This is a genomic window from Enterobacter sp. CPE_E863, from assembly GCF_046521465.1.
GTDB lineage: Bacteria > Pseudomonadota > Gammaproteobacteria > Enterobacterales > Enterobacteriaceae > Enterobacter > Enterobacter adelaidei.
Genome location: NZ_JBKFZX010000001.1, coordinates 3,183,068 through 3,204,269, shown reverse-complemented (window position 1 = coordinate 3,204,269; position 21,202 = coordinate 3,183,068). Strand labels below are relative to the sequence as shown.

Here is a 21,202-nt window from a genome sequence, read left to right as displayed (position 1 = left end):
TCTCATTGATGGTGCGATATGGACTCAATCGAACAACAACTCACTGAACTGCGAACCACGCTTCGCCATCATGAATATCTCTATCATGTTATGGACGCGCCGGAATTACCGGATGCGGAGTATGACCGTCTGATGCGCGAGCTCCGCGAATTAGAGGCGCAGCATCCGGAACTCATCACACCCGATTCACCCACCCAACGCGTCGGCGCTGAGCCGCTGGGGGCTTTCAGCCAGGTGCGTCATGAAGTGCCGATGCTGTCGCTGGACAACGTCTTCGATGAAGAGAGTTTTCTCGCGTTTAATAAGCGTGTGCAGGATCGCCTTAAAAGTAGCGATAACCTTACCTGGTGCTGTGAGCTGAAGCTGGACGGCCTTGCGGTAAGTCTTCTCTACGAAAACGGCGTGCTGGTGCGTGCGGCAACTCGTGGTGATGGTACCACCGGGGAAGACATCACCACCAACGTGCGCACTATCCGCGCGATCCCGCTGAAACTGCAGGGTGAGAACATTCCTGCGCGACTGGAAGTGCGCGGTGAAGTGTTCCTGCCCCAGGCGGGCTTCGAGAAAATCAACGACGAAGCGCGCCGCACTGGTGGGAAAGTGTTTGCTAACCCGCGTAATGCGGCGGCAGGCTCTCTGCGCCAGCTTGATCCACGCATCACCGCGAAGCGACCGCTTACTTTCTTCTGCTACGGCGTAGGGATTCTGGAGGGGGGCGAACTGCCGGATACGCACCTCGGACGTCTGCTGCAGTTTAAAGCGTGGGGCCTGCCGGTGAGCAACCGTGTTCAGCTTTGCGACTCCCCGGAAGCAGTACTGGCCTTCTACCACAAGGTGGAAGAGGACCGTCCAACGCTCGGCTTTGATATTGATGGCGTCGTTATTAAGGTTAACTCATTAGCGCTTCAGGAGCAGTTGGGCTTTGTCGCGCGCGCACCACGCTGGGCGGTGGCGTTTAAGTTTCCTGCTCAGGAGCAGATGACCTTTGTCCGCGACGTGGAGTTCCAGGTTGGTCGCACCGGTGCCATTACCCCGGTCGCCCGTCTGGAGCCGGTGCAGGTGGCGGGCGTGCTGGTGAGTAACGCCACGCTGCATAACGCCGATGAAATTGAGCGTCTGGGTCTGCGTATTGGCGACAAAGTGGTCATTCGCCGCGCGGGCGATGTTATTCCACAGGTGGTTAACGTTGTTGAGTCAGAACGTCCTGATGATACGCGCGAGATTATTTTCCCGACCCATTGCCCGGTATGCGGCTCGGACGTTGAACGTGTTGAAGGTGAAGCGGTGGCGCGCTGTACGGGTGGTTTAATCTGTGGTGCGCAGCGTAAAGAATCTCTGAAACACTTTGTGTCCCGTAGGGCGATGGACGTTGACGGCATGGGCGACAAGATTATCGATCAGCTGGTTGAGAAAGAGTACGTCCATACGCCAGCAGATCTTTTCAAACTGACTGCGGGTAAACTGACGGGGCTTGATCGCATGGGGCCTAAGTCAGCTCAGAATGTTGTCAATGCTCTGGAAGCCGCTAAAGAGACGACCTTCGCACGCTTCCTTTACGCGCTGGGTATTCGTGAAGTCGGCGAAGCGACTGCAGCGGGGCTAGCGGCGTACTTTGGTACGCTGGATGCGCTGGAAAAAGCGAGCATCGACGAGTTGCAAAAAGTCCCGGATGTCGGGATTGTTGTCGCCACTCACGTCTTTAACTTCTTTGCTGAAGAGAGCAACCGTGAAGTTATCGGCAAGCTGCTGGAAGAGGGTATCAAATGGCCCGCACCGGTGGTGGTTAATGCCGAAGAGATCGACAGTCCGTTCGCCGGTAAAACGGTGGTGCTGACCGGCAGCCTGAGCCAGCTTTCACGTGACGATGCGAAAGCGCGTCTGGTGGCGCTGGGGGCCAAAGTGGCGGGCAGCGTGTCGAAGAAAACCGATTTGGTGATTGCCGGAGAGGCGGCGGGTTCGAAGCTGGCGAAAGCTCAGGAGCTCGGCATTGCGGTGATCGACGAAGCGGAAATGATGCGTCTGTTAGGAGAATAACGTGGAGAAAGAGCAACTCGTTGAGATCGCCAACACCGAGATGCCGTTCGGTAAATATAAAGGCCGCAGGCTGATCGATTTGCCGGAAGAGTATCTGCTGTGGTTTGCCCGTAAGGATGAATTCCCGGCAGGGCGGCTGGGTGAGTTGATGGCTATCACGTTACTGATCAAAACTGAGGGGCTGACCCAGCTGGTTCAGCCCCTGAAACGCCCTTAAGCTTTTGCGGCGCGGGTCTCTTCCTGCGCCAGTTTTTCAGTCTGGCGCTTGTAACGACGCGCCAGCACCGCGCAGACCATAAGCTGGATCTGATGGAAAATCATCAGCGGCAGCACCATCATCCCAATCACCGAGGTCGGGAACAGAATGTTGGCCATCGGGATACCGTTCGCCAGGCTCTTTTTCGAACCGCAGAACACAATCGTAATTTCATCCGCTTTATTGAAGCCGCACTTGCGTGCCACAAAGACGTTAACCGCAATTACAATCGCCAGCAGGACGAGGCTGACCACCACGATAAACAGCAGCGAGCCTGCGCCCACTTTATGCCAGATCCCATTTACCACCGCTTCACTGAAAGCGGAATAGACCACCAGCAGAATTGACGACTGATCGGTTTTTGAGATCCATTTTTTGTGCTTTGCCACAAACGCGCCCGTCCACGGACGCGAGAGATGCCCCAGGACAAACGGCAGCAGCAGCTGCAGACAGATTTTACCCACCTGCTCAAGGTTACCTTCCGCGCCGTGCATGTTCATCAGCAAACCCACCAGCAATGGGGAGACGAAAATCCCTAACAGGCTGGATGCCGACGCCGAACAGACTGCGGCCGCGACGTTACCGCCTGCCAGCGAGGTGAAGGCAATGGCGGACTGCACGGTGGCTGGCAGAATGCACAGATACAGGAAACCGGTGTAAAGCGCCGGGTCGACGTTAACCGGAGCCCACCACGCAAACAGCACGCCGAGTATTGGGAACAGAATGAACGTGCTGCACATCACCCAGAGGTGTAGTCGCCAGTGGCTACCACCAGCGATAATGGCCTCGCGGGAGAGTTTTGCGCCGTGCATAAAGAACAGCAGTGCGATGGCGGCCGTCGTTAGCCCCTCAAAAAACGGAACAAATCCCCCGCGAGCGGGGAAGAAAGAGGCCAGTAAAACGGTAGCAACCAGGGTAAGCGTAAACGGATCAACAATACGAAATAGTTTCATAATGACTCCTGAAAACAGATGTCGCTATTGTGCTTTTTTCCATTTGAGAAATAAAATTGATTTATTGCATCCATTTATGAATTAAACAGATGAATTATTCCTTACGTCAGCTTCGTATTTTCGTCACCGTGGCAAACGCCCGCAGCTTCAGCCGGGCAGGGGAGATGATTGGCCTGAGCCAGTCGGCGGTGAGTCACAGTGTGAAAGAGCTGGAGAGTCAAACGGGCGTGCGGTTACTTGACCGCACCACGCGCGAAGTTGTACTGACTGAAGCCGGGCAGCAACTGGCCTTACGCCTCGAGCGGTTACTTGATGAATTGAACAGTACGCTCAGGGATGTAGGGCGGTTGGGACAGCAACTTTCGGGTACGGTGCGGGTCGCTGCCAGCCAGACGATCTCTGCCCACCTTATTCCGCAGTGTATTGCCGAGGGGAGCCACCGCTACCCGGATATTGATTTTGTTTTACATGACAGGCCGCAACAGTGGGTGCTGGAAAGCATCCGACAGGGGGATGTGGATTTTGGGATTGTAATCGATCCCGGTCAGGTGAGCGATCTGGCGTGTGAAAGCGTACTTTCAGAACCCTTTTTGCTGCTCTGCCGGGACGACGATCCGTTGGCAACATTACCGGTAGTCAGCTGGCAGTCCCTTCAGGGGGCGAACCTGGTATTGCAGGATTATGCCTCGGGTAGCCGTCCGCTGATTGATTCTGCGCTGGCGACTCAGGGAGTAAAGGCAACGATCGTGCAGGAGATTGGTCACCCGGCGACGCTTTTTCCTATGGTGGAAGCTGGCATTGGTATCAGCGTGTTGCCCGCCCTGGCGCTTCCCCTGCCACAGGGAAGTCTGCTGTCCGTGAAGCGATTGGTGCCTGTTGTCGAGCGAAAGCTGATGCTGGTGCGGCGAAAAAATCGTTCACTTTCGGGGGCGGCACAGGCCATCTGGGAAGTGGTGCGTATCCAGGCGCAACGATTAACCGAGGCCCGCATACGCGACCCACTGTTTAACGCATCAGAAGATTAGATGTAGATATCAATCTGATGATTATCTGACGGGCTATTCACACCTTCCACTTTGCCCAGCTTTTGATCCTGTTTCTTCTGAGCCTCTTCGGCCTGCTGGCGCTGCAGCGCGGCAAGCTGGGCCTGCAGCACTTTGATCTGGGTCTGAATTAGTTCCTGCTGCTTCTTCTTCTCATCTGCGCTGCCAGTGCTGTTCGCCAGCTCTTTTAACTGCTGAGTCAGCTTTTTGATCTTGTCAATAATACTGCTGATCTGGGAAGAGATGTCGCTACCGCCAGAAGCACCTTTCCCACCGCTGCTGGTTTGAATCATTTGGGTTGAAGCCTGAATGGTCGTCATCGTATTTCCTCGCGTTATAAAACAGAGGTATCGGCACCGACGGGATTAGCTTGAGCAAAACTGCCATATCTGGCAGGGAGTTGCATTGATACACAATCAGTATTGATGGTGCTGAAAAAGTGTATTGGAGGTAAGCCGCAGGCTCCAGATATAAGACTAAGGTCATGCGATCCGTGATATCGCGATCTTAATTCTCAAGGAGCCTCTATGACCCTCTCAAATAACCCATGGTACTGTGCTGACATCATCCGCACCGCTAAACCAAATTTCACGCCGCGCGTTGCGTTCATTCTCGGTTCTGGCCTTGGCGCACTAGCCGACCAGATTGAAGACGCCGTTTCTCTGAGCTACGAAAAGCTGCCGGGTTTCCCTGTGAGTACGGTTCACGGTCATGCTGGTGAGCTGGTCCTGGGACATCTTGCCGGTGTACCTGTTGCCTGTATGAAAGGGCGGGGTCACTTCTATGAAGGCCGCGGGATGACCGTCATGACTGATGCGATCCGCACGTTCAAACTGCTGGGGTGTGAGCTGCTGTTTAGCACAAATGCTGCGGGTTCATTGCGTAAAGACGTTGAGCCAGGAAGCCTGGTTGCGTTGAGTGACCATATCAACACCATGCCGGGAACGCCGATGGTGGGACTAAACGATGAACGTTTTGGTGATCGTTTCTTCTCGCTGGCTAATGCTTACGACGCAGACTACCGTGCCGTTTTGCAAACCGTGGCCGCGAAAGAGGGCTTCCCTCTGCATGAAGGCGTGTTTGTCTCTTATCCTGGCCCCAACTTCGAGACTGCGGCGGAGATCCGCATGATGCAAATTATCGGTGGCGACGTGGTGGGCATGTCTGTAGTGCCGGAAGTGATCTCAGCGCGTCACTGCAACCTGAAAGTAGTGGCCGTTTCTGCAATTACGAATCTTGCTGAAGGTCTGGGCGAGGTAAAACTCTCACACGAACAAACACTGGCTGCTGCTGAGCTTTCCCGCCAGAATTTCATCAACCTTATCTGCGGTTTTCTTCGCCATATTGCCTGATTAAAACAATAAAGTGGCCCGTGAGGGCCACACTGCTATAAGGAATGGAATATGAACATCACGACTCGCTTAAAGATGATGTCCTTTATGCAATATTTTATCTGGGGGAGTTGGCTGGTTACCCTCGGCGCTTACATGATTAACACTCTACATTTTACCGGCTCCGACGTGGGGATGGTTTACAGCTCCAAGGGGCTGGCCGCAATTGTTATGCCATCGCTGGTGGGGATTATTGCCGACAAATGGCTGCGAGCAGACCGTGCATACGTGATTTGCCACCTCGTCTGTGCCGTTGCCCTCTGTTATGCCGCGCAGGTCAATGAACCCGGGCTGATGTTCTGGGTCATGCTGGTGAATGCGATGGCCTTTATGCCCACGATTGCGTTGTCGAACACGATTTCTTACTCCTGCCTTGAACAGTCAGGGCTGGATACGGTAAGCCATTTTCCGCAAGTGCGGGTGTATGGCACCGTGGGATTTATTGCCGCAATGTGGGCCATCAGCCTGATGAGGGCGGAGCTGAGCAACGTGCAGCTCTATATAGCGGCAGCTGCGTCCCTGCTACTGGCGCTCTACTCTCTGACGCTACCGGCCATTCCGGTTGCGACGACAAAAACGTCTCCGTCTCTGGCAAGTAAACTGGGCCTCAATGCATTTATCCTGTTTAAACAACCCCGCATGGCGGTGTTCTTTTTATTCGCAATGCTGCTGGGCGCCGTGCTGCAGATAACCAATACGTTTGGCAGCCCTTTTCTGCATGATTTTGCACGTAATCCGGCGTATGCGGAGAGCTTTATCGTCAAATACCCGTCCATTTTGCTCTCCGTCTCGCAGATGTCAGAAGTATTCTTCATTCTGACGATTCCTTACTTCCTCAGACGATTTGGTATTAAAACCGTCATGCTGATGAGCATGGTGGCCTGGATGTTGCGGTTTGGGCTGTTTGCCTTTGGCGATCCGTCCGCAACAGGCTTTGCGTTGCTCATGCTGTCAATGATTGTCTACGGCTGCGCGTTCGACTTCTTCAATATTTCCGGCTCGGTGTTTGTTGAGCAGGAGGTGAGCTCTGATATCCGTGCCAGCGCGCAAGGGCTGTTTATGACCACCGTTAACGGTATTGGTGCTTATTTCGGGTCCGTGTTAAGCGGTATGGCAGTCGATTACTTCTCGGTGGATGGGGTTAAGGACTGGCAGACCATCTGGCTGGTGTTTGCGGCCTATGCGCTGGTGCTTGCGGTGGTGTTTTATTTCAGCTTTCACTATCACCACATCAGTAAAAACAGCGAGATGCGCACAGTTGCGCACTAAATTTTTCCTGTGGACGATGAAAGGCTTTAAGGTAGACGCTTAAATGTTATCGCCAGGATATGTTTTGATGGAACGCGTCTATCGGACCGATCTCAAGCTGCTGCGTTATTTTCTTGCCGTGGCGGAAGAATTGCATTTTGGGCGGGCTGCGGCCCGTCTTAATATGTCCCAGCCGCCGTTAAGCCTGCATATTAAAGAGCTGGAAAGCCAACTGGGGACGTTACTGTTTATTCGCCACTCGCGGAGTGTCGCGTTGACGCATGCCGGTAAAGTGCTGATGGAAGAGTCCCGTCGGCTGCTCGCCAGTGCAAACCAGGCGCTGGCTCGCGTCGAGCAAATTGGCCGGGGTGAGGCGGGGCGCATTGAGCTGGGGATTGTCGGTACCGCCATGTGGAGCGAGGTGCGCACGGTCATGCGCGCTTTCCTGAAAGAGCATCCGAATGTTGATGTTGTTTTTCGCGAAAAATCGCCGGTCATGCAGATGGCTTTGCTTGAACGTCGTGAGCTGGATGTCGGGATCTGGCGAATGGCAACTGAACCCACCGCCGGGTTTACCAGCGTGCGATTGCGTGATGCCGCTTTTCTTGTTGCAATGCCGGAAGATCACCGACTGGTCAGCGAATCATCTATTACGCTCTCAGAGTTACAGGATGAGTATTTTGTCACCATGCCTTCAGCACATTCTGACTGGGCATTTTTACATCGCGTATGTCAGCAGGCCGGGTTCTCGCCGATGATTGTACGCGAAGCTGTTGAACCACAGACGGTACTGGCGATGATTAGTATGGGGATGGGGATTACGCTTGCCGCTGACAGTTACGCGCAAATGCAGTGGCCAGGCGTGGTCTTCCGCCCTTTGCGCGAGCGCATACCGGCTGATCTGTATGTGGTATATGACGCGAAGCAGGCAACACCCGCAGTAGAAAGGTTGATTGCAACTTTAACGATGATGTAAATTGCAGATAGCAAAAAAGCGCCTTTAGGGCGCTTTTTTACATTGGTGGGTCGTGCAGGATGACTCGCTTCGCTCGCCCTTCGGGCCGTCGCCGTAAACGGCTCCGGTGCCTCACTGCGTTCGGCTCGAACCTGCAGCAGGTTCGAATCATCCATATAGCAGATAGCAAAAAAGCGCCTTTAGGGCGCTTTTTTACATTGGTGGGTCGTGCAGGATTCGAACCTGCGACCAATTGATTAAAAGTCAACTGCTCTACCAACTGAGCTAACGACCCGAAATGGTGGGCGATGACGGGCTCGAACCGCCGACCCCCTCCGTGTAAAGGAGATGCTCTACCAACTGAGCTAATCGCCCATTTCGGAACTGCTGCGATAAGGTGAGAATGGTGGGCGATGACGGGCTCGAACCGCCGACCCCCTCCGTGTAAAGGAGATGCTCTACCAACTGAGCTAATCGCCCAATCTCAATTCTTATCTACACTGCGAGTCTACGTGAAGTAGATGGTGGGTGATGACGGGCTCGAACCGCCGACCCCCTCCGTGTAAAGGAGATGCTCTACCAACTGAGCTAATCACCCCCGCTGTGTGGAGTCGCATTATAGGGAGAGTTGAAAATGAGTCAACGCATTTTCTAAAGTTTTTACTCGTTCGTCGTAAAATTAAACAAAACGATCGCGAAATGGGCGGTGGAGCATGATTTCTAAACAAAAATAGCAAACTCGGTCACGATAAAGGGATCAACATTGAGGAATCCCCCCACAGTGATAGAATATTGCCCATCGTTTTTTCCCCAGGATTTGCCGAATACCGGCATCTTTATAACGTAAGGCCATTTCATGAAAATCAAAACTCGCTTCGCGCCGAGCCCGACAGGCTATCTGCACGTCGGTGGTGCTCGTACTGCTCTCTATTCCTGGCTTTTTGCTCGTCACAACAAAGGTGAGTTCGTCCTGCGTATTGAAGATACCGATCTTGAGCGCTCTACGCCGGAAGCAATTGAAGCCATCATGGATGGTATGAACTGGTTGAATCTGGAATGGGATGAAGGCCCGTATTTCCAGACCAAACGTTTCGACCGCTATAACGCTGTGATTGATGAGATGCTGGTCGCGGGCACGGCGTATAAGTGCTACTGCTCCAAAGAACGTCTGGACGCGCTGCGTGAAGAGCAGATGGCGAACGGTGAGAAGCCACGTTATGACGGTCGTTGCCGCCATGACCATAGCGAACATGCTACTGATGAGCCATGCGTGGTGCGTTTTGCTAACCCGCAAGAGGGTTCAGTGATCTTCGACGACCAGATCCGTGGCCCGATCGAATTCAGCAATCAGGAGCTGGATGACCTGATCATCCGCCGTACCGACGGTTCTCCAACCTATAACTTCTGCGTTGTGGTTGATGACTGGGATATGGAAATTACACACGTTGTTCGTGGTGAAGACCATATCAACAACACCCCGCGTCAGATCAACATTCTGAAGGCACTGAATGCACCAGTGCCTGTTTATGCGCACGTATCCATGATCAACGGTGACGACGGTAAAAAACTGTCTAAACGTCATGGCGCAGTAAGCGTTATGCAGTATCGCGACGACGGTTACCTGCCGGAAGCGCTGCTGAACTACCTGGTGCGTCTGGGCTGGGCTCACGGTGACCAGGAGATCTTCAGCCGCGAAGAGATGATCAATCTGTTCTCTCTGAGCTCTGTGAGCAAATCGGCGAGTGCATTTAATACCGACAAGCTGCTGTGGCTGAACCACCATTACATCAATACCATGCCGCCTGAATATGTCGCGACATATCTGCAGTGGCACATTGAGCAGGCAAATATTGATACCCGCACTGGCCCAGAGCTGGCGGATCTGGTGAAACTGCTCGGCGAGCGCTGCAAAACGCTGAAAGAGATCGCCGAAAGCTGCCGTTACTTCTATGAAGAGTTTGATGAGTTCGACGCGGACGCCGCGAAGAAACATCTGCGTCCGGTTGCGCGTCAGCCGCTGGAAGTGGTGCGTGACAAGCTGGCGGCTCTTACCGAATGGACTGCCGAGAATGTGCATCATGCCATTCAGGCAACTGCTGATGAGCTTGAAGTTGGCATGGGGAAAGTAGGCATGCCGCTGCGCGTTGCGGTGACCGGTGCGGGCCAGTCCCCGGCGCTGGATGTGACAGTCCATGCCATCGGCAAGTCGCGCAGTGTAGCGCGTATTAACAAGGCGCTGGACTTTATCTCTGAACGCGAAAGTCAGCAGTAATTAAGTCTTCAGGACGAGAAACGGCAGGGTAACCTGCCGTTTTTTTATGTATTTGATTCAGCAATACCCAGGCGTGTAAGAAAGCCGCGAATACCTTCACGTTTCAATAATGTGTCCAGACGCTTCTGCTCTAGCTGGGTCATACTCTCCAGCGTTTCGATAATGCCCGAACGCAGGTTTGAAGAGGGGGCACTGTATGATGAGGGGACTTCTGCCAGATGGTAAACCGCCTGACGAGTACGGATTGCCGGGAGGCTCATAATATGTTCCTTCACGCGCGCATCAATATGGATTAGCCGCGCCCGACCGCCTTTTACGCCATTGAGCCCTTCGGTTTTCCAACCCTGTTGACGTATCCAACGATTAATGGTCTGTCGGGCAACACCCAAACTCTCCGCCAGCTCTTCCGTGGTCATTTTACTACGTAATCTTTTCATATTAGTTCTGGTCGCGAATCCCTAAACGTTGCAACAATCCGGTTATCCCTTCCCGCAGTAACAGCGATGTCATTTGCTTCTGCTCTTCCGGTGTCATTTCATTGGCCAGCGTCAGGAGTAGGTTGTGAAGCGAACCATCCTGGTTGGCACCTTCTGGTATATCAGACGTTTCAGTTGCCCGGCGTGCGCTGCGGATAAAGTCACGTACTTTTTCGTTCACATGTACCAGACGCGCTTTCCCACCCTGGACTCCCGGTTTTGGTGATGTAATCCAACCCTCTTTACGTACCCATTTATTGATGGTCTGGCGGCTATAGCCAGTGAGCAAGGCTAACTCTTCTGGCGTCATTCGTTCCTTGATCATGCAATTTCCTGAATATTTGTAGGGATAATTAACGGTTCATTTTATAGCACCGTTTTACGTGAAAACGTGACAGGCTTAACTCATGACTGCGAGCAAGCTCGCAAAGTGATTCATTTGCATGATTTTTCGGCGATTGAGCGGCGGTCATTGATTTTGCCGTTGACACTCCGCAGCGGAATTCATATTATGCCGCCCGTCAACATGACAGCTTTACGATGGGGCTATAGCTCAGCTGGGAGAGCGCTTGCATGGCATGCAAGAGGTCAGCGGTTCGATCCCGCTTAGCTCCACCAAACTCTGAACCCAACAGAGTGCGGTCAGTAAAGTAACATGTGGGGCTATAGCTCAGCTGGGAGAGCGCTTGCATGGCATGCAAGAGGTCAGCGGTTCGATCCCGCTTAGCTCCACCAAAATTTTAAGCCCTCGTCAAAAGACGAGGGCTTTTTTTATGCGCTTGTAACACTCACTACTACATTTTGTTATAAAAATAGATATATTCCTGTACCTCACCTCAATCGAAAGCAATAAACCCGTCCATAATTAGACTTGAACTTGCTTCGCGCAATTAATAAACATATTATCCATCCGGTCAATGATACGAACGGATAATATACTCATCAGCTTAATGAATAGAAAAACTTACAATAACGTAAAGATATTTATGATTGCCCTGGCGCTTTGCCTGATTGCGGTACCTTTCTCCCGTTTCCTCTCTCCGCGCGCAATTGTTAATGGTCATGACGTTTATTTAGCATGGTTACCGCTAAGCGTTATGCTGGCGGTAATTCTGTTATTTGGACGCAGGGCAATTCTTCCTGTTTTGTTAGGTTTTACTGTCACTAATTTATTTTATGTTAATTTAGCGCCACTACAATATTCAGTTTTACTGTTTTGTCAGACCTTCGCGTTGTTCGCAGCGTGCGGTCTGCTACGCCTCATGCTGGGTAAGCGTTGGCGTTACAGTATCCCTAACAAGCACATCGGTTTACGTATATTCTGGCTCGGTTTTATCGTGCCAATAGGTATTAAGCTGTCGATGTATATGGCAGGCTATTTGTTTGATTTCCCGGTGACAATTTCAACCTTCTTCGGCGAAGGAACGGTAATTTACAATGTGGTGGATATTCAAAGTCTGATCTGCGCGGCGTTGATTTTTACCATGATGTTCTATTACCCATTAAGAATGATAATTAATCCTCGCTATGCCATCACGTTCTGGCGGCGAAGCGTGAAGCCTGTGTTTCTTCACAAAAATTCATTATATATTTTTGTCTGGCTGATGTTTTTAAGTTTCATTCTCGTCATTTTATGTGGACCTTTTGAATCTCCCGTCATTGCGGGCTATTTGATGCCGCTGATTTTTATTCTTTTTACGTTAGCGATAAGTCGCCTGACCTATGCGCTTATCTCTTTGCTCTGGGCCGTATCTGCACTCCTGCTGTTGACCTACAACTATAACTTCCTCAATGGGGTTGAATCGGGCCATTCGCTCTCCTTTATCCTCTCCGTGCTTATCTCTTTCGCCATCTGTTTGCTTTACATGTCGCGCATTTATCAGCGCAGCGAGTGGTTAAAACGGGGCTGGCAGGGCCGGGCGCTGACCGATCCGCTGACGGGTTTGCCCAATATTCGTGCGCTGGAGGATTATCTTGAGAATCATCCTGATGCAAAAGTTAGCATTCTGCGTATGGATAACCTGGAATTTTTGAGCCGCCACTACGGGATGCTCATGCGGGTCCATTGCAAACGAACGATCGCCACGTCGCTTCAGCCACTTCTGCAGAAAGATGAGTCCCTCTTCCAGTTACCTGGCAGCGAGCTGGTACTGGTATTGCTGGGCCCGGGAACCGCTGAGCGCCTTCAGCATATGGTTGATCGGCTGAACAGTCGTAAGATTTACTGGAACAACACCGGGCTGGATATTGAATTTGGCGCGTCCTGGGGGATGGTCGAAAACGGCGAAAAGTTACACCACACGCTGGGGCAACTGAGCTGGCTGGCAGAGCAATCCTGCGGCGCGCATAACGTTCTTGCGCTCACGAATAGTCTTGAAGCGGTATCCGGACAAACGACAGAACGTGTTCTGATGTTAGCGCGCATTAAACACGCCCTGGACGCGGGCCAGTTTCATTTATACGCGCAGCCTATCCAGAAGGCTGACGGGAGTGGGTACTACGAAATTCTGGCGCGGATGGAAAGCGAAGGGGAGATCATTACTCCCGATCGCTTTATTCCGTTGATTGCCCAATTCAACCTCAGTCATCGGTTTGATATGTGTGTAATGGAAAAGTTACTGGTGTGGCTGCGCGATCACCCTGCGACGCATGCCGGTGCCCGTTTTTCTGTCAATCTGATGCCGTTGACGCTGATGCAAAAAGAGGTGGCCAGTGAGATTTGCGCCCTCTTCGAACGGTATGGTATAGCCCCTCAGGCCGTCATTATCGAAATCACTGAGGAGCAGGCCTTTTCGAATTCAGGAAGCAGTATCAACAATATCCAACAGTTGCGGGATTACGGTTTCCGGATTGCCATTGATGACTTTGGTACGGGTTACGCGAACTATGAGCGTCTCAGACGTCTGCAGGCAGACATCATTAAGATTGATGGCTGCTTTGTAAAAGATATTTGTACTGACGACATGGATGCGATGATCGTCCAGTCGATGTGTAATCTGGCGAAGACAAAATCTCTGTGTGTGGTGGCTGAATATGTGGAAACACCAGCTCAGCGCGAGATGCTGCTAAGCTTCGGCGTGGATTACCTGCAGGGCTACCTGATAGGCAAACCTACACCGCTGGAAGAATTGCGGGAATAAAAAAACCGGGAGCCATGCTCCCGGTTTGTGTTTTAACAGTAAACCTTACAGTACCAGTGCTGCGATAGAAGCAGACAGGACGCTTACCAGCGTAGAGCCGTAAACCAGTTTCAGGCCAAAGCGAGAAACCACGTTACCCTGTTCTTCGTTCAAACCTTTAATCGCACCGGCGATAATACCGATGGATGAGAAGTTAGCGAATGAAACCAGGAACACGGACAGAATGCCTTCCGCGCGTGGAGAAAGGGTGCTGGCAATCTTCTGCAGATCCATCATCGCAACGAATTCGTTAGACACCAGTTTAGTCGCCATAATACTGCCCACCTGCAGTGCTTCGTGAGCCGGAACACCCATCACCCATGCAATAGGGTAGAAGATGTAGCCCAGAATACCCTGGAAGGAGATGCCCAGAACCGCAGCGAACAGGGCGTTCAGGCCAGAAATCAGGGCAATGAAGCCGATCAGCATGGCGGCAACGATAATCGCCACTTTGAAACCTGCCAGAATGTACTCACCCAGCATTTCGAAGAAGCTCTGACCTTCGTGCAGGTTTGACATCTGGATGTTCTCTTCGCTGGCATCAACGCGGTACGGGTTGATCAGTGACAGAACGATAAAGGTGCTGAACATGTTCAGAACCAGTGCAGCAACCACGTATTTTGGCTCCAGCATGGTCATATACGCGCCCACGATAGACATGGAAACGGTAGACATTGCGGTTGCCGCCATGGTGTACATGCGGTTGCGGGACATCTTACCGAGAATATCTTTATACGCGATGAAGTTCTCAGACTGACCAAGGATCAGGGAACTGACGGCGTTGAATGATTCCAGCTTACCCATACCGTTTACTTTGGATAACAGGAAACCAATTCCACGAATAATAAACGGCAGAACACGGATGTGCTGCAGAATACCGATCAGCGCAGAGATGAAGACGATTGGGCACAGCACCTTCAGGAAGAAGAACGCCAGACCTTCGTCGTTCATTTTACCGAAGACGAAGTTTGTCCCTTCGTTGGCAAACCCGAGCAGTTTTTCGAACATTTCGGAGAAGCCTTTTACGAAGCCAAGCCCCACGTTGGAGTTCAGGAAGAACCAGGCGAGTAAAACTTCAATGACCAGCAGTTGGACAACATAACGAATACGAATTTTTTTGCGGTCTGTGCTGACCAGCAATGCAAGTGCAGTAACGACAACAAGTGCCAGGACAAAATGAAGGACGCGGTCCATATTTGCTCCAAATTTGAGGCAGGTTTAATTTTCTTGCACATTCTATGTAACGAAGGAAAAGAAAACGAGATCAAGGGCACACTATAGTTACATCCTGTGACGAGTCTCAAAATTAGTGATCCACAATACATTTTTGTTATGTTAGGTAAATGAGTGAAAAGTTAAGTTTGTGTGCTAGTCTTCACAAAAGAGCGCGCGATTTCAGTTTTTGTCAGGTCGCCCTCAGCTTACCCGCCTGTCTATCGTCCAAAGCTATCAGAGAAATCACTGTAAACTTCACAAATGATCTTGATAATCATTCTCATTTTGATAGCATTAAACATAGCAAAGGCTATATTTTCAGAGGCAGAAATGACAAACAGTCGCGTAGAGGGTAGCAGTGGCAGAGCAGCGCGCAAGTTGCGGTTCGCATTAATGGGACCTGCGTTCATTGCTGCCATTGGATATATCGATCCGGGCAATTTTGCGACCAATATTCAGGCCGGGGCGAGCTTCGGCTATAAACTGCTGTGGGTGGTCGTCTGGGCTAACCTGATGGCGATGCTGATTCAGATGCTCTCCGCAAAGCTTGGGATTGCCACAGGTAAAAACCTGGCTGAGCAAATTCGTGACCATTACCCGCGCCCGGCGGTCTGGCTCTACTGGGTTCAGGCCGAAATCATCGCCATGGCGACCGATCTCGCTGAATTTATCGGTGCGGCGATCGGCTTTAAATTGATTCTGGGCGTGTCGCTGTTGCAGGGGGCGGTACTGACCGGGATCGCCACCTTCCTGATTTTGATGTTACAGCGTCGGGGGCAAAAACCGCTGGAGAAAGTTATTGGCGGTCTGCTGTTGTTTGTCGCTGCGGCCTATATTGTCGAGCTGATTTTCTCACAACCCAATCTGGCTCAGCTCGGTAGAGGGATGGTGATCCCAAGTCTGCCAACCTCTGAAGCCGTATTTCTGGCCGCCGGTGTGCTGGGGGCGACCATCATGCCGCATGTCATTTATCTGCACTCTTCGCTGACTCAGCATCTCCACGGCGGCACGCGTAAAGAGCGTTACTCTGCGACCAAATGGGATGTGGCTATCGCCATGACAATTGCTGGTTTTGTGAATCTGGCGATGATGGCGACTGCCGCGGCCGCTTTCCACTTTAACGGCCACACCGGTATTGCCGATCTCGATCAGGCTTATCTCACACTGGAGCCGTTACTGAGCCATGCTGCTGCCACGATATTTGGTCTGAGTCTGGTGGCCGCTGGTCTCTCATCTACGGTTGTGGGGACGCTGGCAGGGCAGGTGGTCATGCAGGGGTTTGTTCGTTTCCATATTCCACTGTGGGTGCGCCGCTCTGTCACGATGCTGCCGTCATTTATCGTGATTCTGATGGGGCTCGATCCAACGAGGATCCTGGTCATGAGTCAGGTTTTGTTGAGTTTTGGTATCGCGCTGGCGCTGGTGCCGCTACTGATCTTTACCAGCAATAAAACCCTGATGGGCGACCTGGTCAACACAACGCTGGTGAAAAGAACCGGCTGGGCCATAGTCGTGGTGGTGGTGGCGCTGAACCTGTGGTTGTTGATTGGAACAGTGTTAGGTCTGTAAGGTTTAATTAAGAAAAAGGAGCCGTGAGGCTCCTTTTTGCATTAATGATGGCCATGGCCGTGACCTTTACCGCGACCCCAGCCGCCACGGTGGTCGTCACGATCGTTCCAGCCTTCACGGTAACCGCGCTCATAGGCATTATCTTTATACCAGCCACGGTGTCTGCCGTTATCATGTTTCCACCAGCGATCTCCACGCCACTCATAATGACGATGCCAGTAGTCACGGTCGCGCCAATAGCCACCGTCCCAGTATCTGCCGTAATCGTCACGATCGCCAATTTGTAATTTTACGGATGGCAACAGGGTGATTTCGCCCGCAGTGGCGATCAGCGGGGCCGAAGCCAGTAATACCGCTGCAAGAATCAGTGACCTGAACATACTCTTTCTCCTTCACGATCGGGGCCTTCGTTGGGCCTGTTAACTCAATATTACGAGTTGGTAAAGCCTCGTTTCATCGCCTGAACTCCGAATTCATGAATGAGAGCACTTTTTGCTAAAAGCGCTATTAATTTGAACTGCCAAGGATCCCTTCAATTATGTTCAGTTCTTCATCTGAAAAATGGCGGTTTTCCAGCATGCCCACGGCGTCATCAATCTGGGCGGCCTTGCTTGCCCCAATAAGTACAGATGTCACCGATTCATGGCGTAAGATCCATGCCAGCGCCATCTGGGACAGCTTCTGGCTGCGGCTTTCCGCCAGGGCGTTCAGTTTTCTGACCTTAACCAGCTTCTCTTCAGTGATCTGGTCAGGGTTAAGGAACTGACTGCCACTCGCCGCACGTGAGTCTGCAGGTATACCATTCAGATAGCGGTTGGTCAGTTGACCTCCTGCCAGTGGCGAGAAGGGAATACACCCGACCCCTTTTTCCAGCAGTACATCCAGCAAACCCTCTTCCGGCGCGCGTTCAAACATAGAGTATTTCGGCTGGTGGATCAGGCAGGGCGTACCAAGGTCTTCAAGGATATCTATTGCTTTACGAGCCAGTTCAGCGGGATAGTTGGATAACCCGACATACAGCGCTTTTCCCTGACGCACGACATGGTCAAGCGCTTTCATTGTTTCCTGCAGCGGCGTGTGTGGGTCAGGACGATGATGGTAGAAGATATCAACATACTCCAGTCCCATGCGTTTCAGGCTTTGATCCAGGCTTGCCAGCAGATATTTGCGTGACCCCCAGTCACCGTAAGGGCCTTCCCACATGGTATAGCCCGCTTTGGTTGAGATGATCAATTCGTCGCGCCATGGCAGGAATTCCTCCTGCAAAATACGTCCGAAATTACGTTCAGCCGATCCCGGGGGCGGGCCATAGTTATTAGCAAGGTCGAAATGTGTGATGCCCAGATCGAAGGCGCGCTGTAAAAGTTGACGGCTGTTTTCGATAAGCGTGGCGTCACCGAAGTTATGCCAAAGCCCAAGGGAGATGGCTGGCAATTTCAGGCCACTCTGTCCACAGCGACGGTACTGCATTGTCTGATAACGATTTTTGTCCGGCTGATAACCCATTCTCATGACCTCTGGCGCTGAAAAGAAAAATCAGTGTATGCGTTTACACTACCGTGAAGAAAAGGAGAATAACGCAGCCATTTTTGTAAAGCATTCTTTCCATGCTCTTCTTGCTGCCAATTCTGGACAGCCATCACGCTTCTTTAATACTCAAAGTGAGGTCAACATAAGAAGGATACCTGTCATGCGTACCCCATACTGCGTCGCCGATTACCTGCTGGACCGTCTTACAGATTGTGGAGCCGATCATCTGTTTGGCGTGCCGGGCGACTATAACCTGCAGTTTCTCGACCATGTGATAGACAGCCCGGATATCTGTTGGGTGGGCTGTGCCAACGAGTTAAATGCATCTTATGCCGCTGACGGATACGCCCGATGTAAGGGTTTTGCCGCGCTGCTGACGACATTCGGCGTTGGAGAATTAAGTGCCATGAACGGTATCGCTGGCAGCTATGCTGAGCACGTGCCGGTACTACATATTGTGGGGGCGCCGGGTACGGCGTCACAGCAAAGAGGGGAGTTGCTGCATCATACATTGGGTGATGGCGAGTTTCGTCATTTTTACCATATGAGCGAACCGATCACTGTCGCACAGGCGATCCTGACCGAACAAAATGCCTGTTATGAGATAGACCGGGTGCTGACCACGATGCTCCGTGAACGCCGTCCCGGCTACCTGATGTTGCCTGCCGATGTGGCAAAAAAAGCGGCTACACCTCCTGTAAACGCTCTCACCCTGAAGCATGCTCATGCCGATAGTGCGTGCCTGAAGGCGTTTCGCGATGCTGCAGAGAGCAAGCTGGCCAGAAGCAAGCGTACTGCACTCCTGGCGGATTTCCTGGTCCTGCGTCATGGCCTTAAACATGCATTACAAAAATGGGTGAAGGACGTACCGATGGCGCATGCCACCATGCTGATGGGCAAAGGCATATTCGATGAACGTCACACTGGTTTTTACGGCACGTACAGTGGTTCAGCCAGCGCCGGCGCGGTAAAAGAGGCGATTGAAGGGGCGGACACGGTGTTGTGCATCGGCACGCGTTTTACCGATACCCTGACGGCGGGGTTCACCCATCAGTTAACCCCGGCGCAAACGATAGAAGTCCAGCCTCATGCCGCTCGCGTCGGCGATATCTGGTTTACCGGTATTCCGATGCTTCAGGCGATTGAGACGCTGGTGGAGCTGTGCAAACAGCACGTGCACGATAAGCCTGTACCGTCTTCTCATGGTGCAATGGCCTACCCGCAGCCAGATGGCTCACTTACCCAGGACAATTTCTGGCGAACGTTGCAAACGTTCATTCGCCCGGGAGATATCATTCTTGCGGATCAGGGCACCTCGGCCTTCGGCGCGATTGACCTTAGACTACCGGCAGACGTGAATTTTATCGTCCAGCCGCTGTGGGGGTCGATTGGTTATACGCTGGCGGCAGCATTCGGTGCGCAAACGGCATGTCCGAATCGGCGCGTAATTGTCCTGACAGGGGATGGTGCGGCTCAGCTGACTATTCAGGAGCTTGGATCGATGTTGCGTGATAAACAGCACCCCATCATCCTTGTGCTTAACAACGAAGGGTACACGGTTGAACGAGCGATCCACGGGCCGGAACAGCGGTACAACGACATTGCGTTGTGGAACTGGACGCAAATACCACAGGCACTGAGCCTTGATCCTCAGGCTCAGTGCTGGCGGGTCAGTGAAGCGGAACAGCTGGTGGACGTGCTTGAAAAAGTGGCCCACCATGAGCGGCTCTCGCTGATTGAGGTGATGCTGCCGAAAGCAGACATCCCGCCGCTGCTGGGGGCCATTACTAAAGCGCTGGAAGCGCGTAATAGCGCCTGATTACTTATCGTTACGCCATGCCATCATCATGGGTTTGCCCGCCAGCAGGAGCCAGGCGGGCAACATCACGATGCAGAGCAGAGGGAAAAGCGTCGAATCCGGCACGACGACTGCCGCCATAAATAAACTTAACCACGCATCGCGCGTGACCACCAGAACCAGCCCCAGAATCGAACAGGATACGGTAATGGCCGCCGGGACGGCATCCACATGCCCGTGCAGCATCAGCCCCAGCGCCACACCGACAAACACCGCCGGGAAAATACGCCCGCCGCGAAAACCACAGGCTGAAGCCACTACCAGCGCCGCCAGTTTGATCACCGCAAACAGCAGATAATCTGAAACGCTAAACACCTGGCTGAAGGCCAGTTGCTGCATCTCATCCAGACCTTTGAACAACGTCACCGCCCCGCCGATGGCCCCTAAAATACCAAGAATGAAACCACCCACTCCCAGAATGAATACCGGGTGCTTAAGCTTATGCATCAGCCGGTGAAGACGCGGAAGACACCATACCGCCACCATTCCCAGCGCAATGGCGATGGCGGCGACGATGGCACCGCTGAAGATATCGGCTATCTGCATCTGGCCATAGTGGGGAAGGGTGAGTGAAAAATGGGGATGGAAAAACAGGCTGGTCGTCAATGCGCCGGCAGCAGCGGCCATCAGCGGCGCAAAGAGTTTATCCCACAGCGGGACATCGTTGTTGCTGCTGAGCGTCTGCGAAAAGATCAGCGCGGCGGCAACGGGCGTGCCAAAAAGCGCTCCGATGGTGCCTGCGGAGGCAAGGATAGTCCAGTCCAGTGCGCCAACACGGGGCAAAATGCGTGCACCGAGGAAAACCGCCAGTCCGATGTTAACCGCCATGATCGGATGTTCCGGCCCAAGACTGACGCCGCCCGCCAGACCCAGAATCAACGCGATGATCAACCCCGGCAGCGCCGAAGGGGGAACCGGAGCACCGATCAAGGGTTCCTGCGCCGGGTCGGGCCCGGCATGTCCGGGACTGAAACGGATCACCAGCCCCACCGCAATACCGGTTAACGTCAGCATCAAAATAACCCATGCAGGAGAATCAACGTTGACCCCCAGCTTTGCAGGAAGCGCTGCCCATAACATCGTTTGCAGCACCGACGCGACTTTCATCACGACAATGAGCACCAGACTTGAGGCAACGCCAATAATTAACGCCGGAATTGCCAGCAGGAGCATGGTTCTGGCTCGCGGGTGGAGCATGATGATTTCCTTGTACAAAACGGTAT

The 21,202-nt window shown here is 52.5% G+C and carries 18 protein-coding genes, 6 tRNA genes and 1 other RNA gene; 12 read left to right on the top strand and 13 right to left on the bottom strand.

All coding sequences use genetic code 11. The annotated features are described in order from the left end of the window. Positions 1 to 18 precede the first annotated feature (18 nt). Entirely contained in the window at positions 19 to 2,034 is a 2,016-nt protein-coding gene (gene ligA, locus ACLHV8_RS15840) for an NAD-dependent DNA ligase LigA (protein ID WP_208594504.1), read from the top strand. 1 nt (position 2,035) lies between these two features. After that, the gene (locus ACLHV8_RS15835) at positions 2,036 to 2,251 is read left to right on the top strand and encodes a DUF3820 family protein (protein WP_003861328.1); all 216 of its coding nucleotides are present in this window, start codon (positions 2,036 to 2,038) and stop codon (positions 2,249 to 2,251) included. On the opposite strand, the gene ACLHV8_RS15830 is transcribed toward ACLHV8_RS15835, so the two are convergent. Continuing rightward, positions 2,248 to 3,243, bottom strand: a complete 996-nt coding sequence (locus ACLHV8_RS15830) for a bile acid:sodium symporter family protein (protein WP_028016171.1) — start codon at positions 3,241 to 3,243, stop codon at positions 2,248 to 2,250. The genes ACLHV8_RS15835 and ACLHV8_RS15830 overlap by 4 nt on opposite strands. A gap of 89 nt (positions 3,244 to 3,332) precedes the next feature. On the opposite strand from ACLHV8_RS15830, the gene ACLHV8_RS15825 reads away from it, so the two are divergent. After that, the gene (locus ACLHV8_RS15825) at positions 3,333 to 4,268 is read left to right on the top strand and encodes a LysR family transcriptional regulator (protein ID WP_208594505.1); all 936 of its coding nucleotides are present in this window, start codon (positions 3,333 to 3,335) and stop codon (positions 4,266 to 4,268) included. On the opposite strand, the gene ACLHV8_RS15820 is transcribed toward ACLHV8_RS15825, so the two are convergent. Continuing rightward, positions 4,265 to 4,606 (bottom strand): FlxA-like family protein, encoded by a 342-nt coding sequence (locus ACLHV8_RS15820; protein WP_128348006.1) that lies wholly within the window; start codon positions 4,604 to 4,606, stop codon positions 4,265 to 4,267. The two genes, ACLHV8_RS15825 and ACLHV8_RS15820, sit on opposite strands and share 4 nt — an antisense overlap. A gap of 207 nt (positions 4,607 to 4,813) precedes the next feature. Between ACLHV8_RS15820 and xapA the strand changes: the two genes are divergently transcribed. The 3 genes from xapA (at position 4,814) to ACLHV8_RS15805 (ending at position 7,901) form a co-directional block, all read left to right on the top strand. Continuing rightward, entirely contained in the window at positions 4,814 to 5,638 is an 825-nt protein-coding gene (xapA, locus tag ACLHV8_RS15815) for a xanthosine phosphorylase (RefSeq protein WP_208594506.1), read from the top strand. 51 nt (positions 5,639 to 5,689) lie between these two features. Beyond that, positions 5,690 to 6,946, top strand: a complete 1,257-nt coding sequence (locus tag ACLHV8_RS15810) for a nucleoside permease (RefSeq protein ID WP_208594507.1) — start codon at positions 5,690 to 5,692, stop codon at positions 6,944 to 6,946. A 67-nt stretch (positions 6,947 to 7,013) separates the two neighbouring features. Beyond that, positions 7,014 to 7,901, top strand: a complete 888-nt coding sequence (locus ACLHV8_RS15805) for a LysR family transcriptional regulator (protein ID WP_128348005.1) — start codon at positions 7,014 to 7,016, stop codon at positions 7,899 to 7,901. A gap of 43 nt (positions 7,902 to 7,944) precedes the next feature. On the opposite strand, the gene ACLHV8_RS15800 is transcribed toward ACLHV8_RS15805, so the two are convergent. From ACLHV8_RS15800 to ACLHV8_RS15780, 5 genes are all read right to left on the bottom strand, one after another. Further along, positions 7,945 to 8,070, bottom strand: a non-coding RNA gene (locus ACLHV8_RS15800) — RtT sRNA. A gap of 29 nt (positions 8,071 to 8,099) precedes the next feature. Continuing rightward, positions 8,100 to 8,175: transfer RNA gene (locus ACLHV8_RS15795), tRNA-Lys, on the bottom strand. Between the two features lie 4 nt (positions 8,176 to 8,179). After that, positions 8,180 to 8,255: transfer RNA gene (locus ACLHV8_RS15790), tRNA-Val, on the bottom strand. A 29-nt stretch (positions 8,256 to 8,284) separates the two neighbouring features. Continuing rightward, positions 8,285 to 8,360: transfer RNA gene (locus ACLHV8_RS15785), tRNA-Val, on the bottom strand. 42 nt (positions 8,361 to 8,402) lie between these two features. Continuing rightward, positions 8,403 to 8,478: transfer RNA gene (locus ACLHV8_RS15780), tRNA-Val, on the bottom strand. 258 nt (positions 8,479 to 8,736) lie between these two features. On the opposite strand from ACLHV8_RS15780, the gene gltX reads away from it, so the two are divergent. Further along, positions 8,737 to 10,152, top strand: a complete 1,416-nt coding sequence (gene gltX / locus ACLHV8_RS15775) for a glutamate--tRNA ligase (RefSeq protein WP_049007769.1) — start codon at positions 8,737 to 8,739, stop codon at positions 10,150 to 10,152. A 44-nt stretch (positions 10,153 to 10,196) separates the two neighbouring features. Here the strand turns inward: gltX and ACLHV8_RS15770 are convergent, their stop codons facing one another. Further along, positions 10,197 to 10,589: a YfeC-like transcriptional regulator gene (locus ACLHV8_RS15770; RefSeq protein WP_128348003.1), complete on the bottom strand. Its 393-nt coding sequence runs from the start codon at positions 10,587 to 10,589 to the stop codon at positions 10,197 to 10,199. Position 10,590: 1 nt separating this feature from the next. Beyond that, on the bottom strand, positions 10,591 to 10,953 hold the full coding sequence (locus ACLHV8_RS15765) for a YfeC-like transcriptional regulator (protein WP_028016179.1): 363 nt from the start codon (positions 10,951 to 10,953) through the stop codon (positions 10,591 to 10,593). A gap of 217 nt (positions 10,954 to 11,170) precedes the next feature. Between ACLHV8_RS15765 and ACLHV8_RS15760 the strand changes: the two genes are divergently transcribed. The 3 genes from ACLHV8_RS15760 to ACLHV8_RS15750 all read left to right on the top strand — a co-directional run bounded on the left by ACLHV8_RS15760 (position 11,171) and on the right by ACLHV8_RS15750 (position 13,768). Then, positions 11,171 to 11,246 (top strand) — tRNA-Ala (locus tag ACLHV8_RS15760). A 41-nt stretch (positions 11,247 to 11,287) separates the two neighbouring features. Further along, positions 11,288 to 11,363, top strand: a tRNA-Ala gene (locus ACLHV8_RS15755). A 215-nt stretch (positions 11,364 to 11,578) separates the two neighbouring features. Then, complete coding sequence (locus ACLHV8_RS15750) at positions 11,579 to 13,768, top strand: EAL domain-containing protein (protein ID WP_128348001.1); 2,190 nt, start codon at positions 11,579 to 11,581, stop codon at positions 13,766 to 13,768. Between the two features lie 45 nt (positions 13,769 to 13,813). Here ACLHV8_RS15750 and nupC read toward each other — a convergent pair whose 3' ends face one another. Next, entirely contained in the window at positions 13,814 to 15,001 is a 1,188-nt protein-coding gene (gene nupC / locus ACLHV8_RS15745) for a nucleoside permease NupC (RefSeq protein WP_028016181.1), read from the bottom strand. A gap of 351 nt (positions 15,002 to 15,352) precedes the next feature. On the opposite strand from nupC, the gene ACLHV8_RS15740 reads away from it, so the two are divergent. Continuing rightward, positions 15,353 to 16,591 (top strand): Nramp family divalent metal transporter, encoded by a 1,239-nt coding sequence (locus ACLHV8_RS15740; RefSeq protein ID WP_208594508.1) that lies wholly within the window; start codon positions 15,353 to 15,355, stop codon positions 16,589 to 16,591. A 41-nt stretch (positions 16,592 to 16,632) separates the two neighbouring features. Here the strand turns inward: ACLHV8_RS15740 and ACLHV8_RS15735 are convergent, their stop codons facing one another. Together ACLHV8_RS15735 and mgrA are read right to left on the bottom strand one after the other, a co-directional pair. After that, positions 16,633 to 16,971 carry a DUF2502 domain-containing protein gene (locus tag ACLHV8_RS15735; RefSeq protein ID WP_028016183.1) on the bottom strand — a complete coding sequence of 113 codons (339 nt, stop codon included), beginning with the start codon at positions 16,969 to 16,971 and terminating at the stop codon, positions 16,633 to 16,635. 127 nt (positions 16,972 to 17,098) lie between these two features. Beyond that, on the bottom strand, positions 17,099 to 18,097 hold the full coding sequence (gene mgrA, locus ACLHV8_RS15730; protein WP_049007108.1) for an L-glyceraldehyde 3-phosphate reductase: 999 nt from the start codon (positions 18,095 to 18,097) through the stop codon (positions 17,099 to 17,101). Between the two features lie 184 nt (positions 18,098 to 18,281). On the opposite strand from mgrA, the gene ipdC reads away from it, so the two are divergent. Further along, the gene (ipdC, locus tag ACLHV8_RS15725) at positions 18,282 to 19,940 is read left to right on the top strand and encodes an indolepyruvate decarboxylase (protein ID WP_028016185.1); all 1,659 of its coding nucleotides are present in this window, start codon (positions 18,282 to 18,284) and stop codon (positions 19,938 to 19,940) included. On the opposite strand, the gene ACLHV8_RS15720 is transcribed toward ipdC, so the two are convergent. Beyond that, positions 19,941 to 21,176 carry an ion channel protein gene (locus ACLHV8_RS15720; RefSeq protein ID WP_028016186.1) on the bottom strand — a complete coding sequence of 412 codons (1,236 nt, stop codon included), beginning with the start codon at positions 21,174 to 21,176 and terminating at the stop codon, positions 19,941 to 19,943. It lies immediately after the preceding gene. Positions 21,177 to 21,202: the final 26 nt, after the last annotated feature.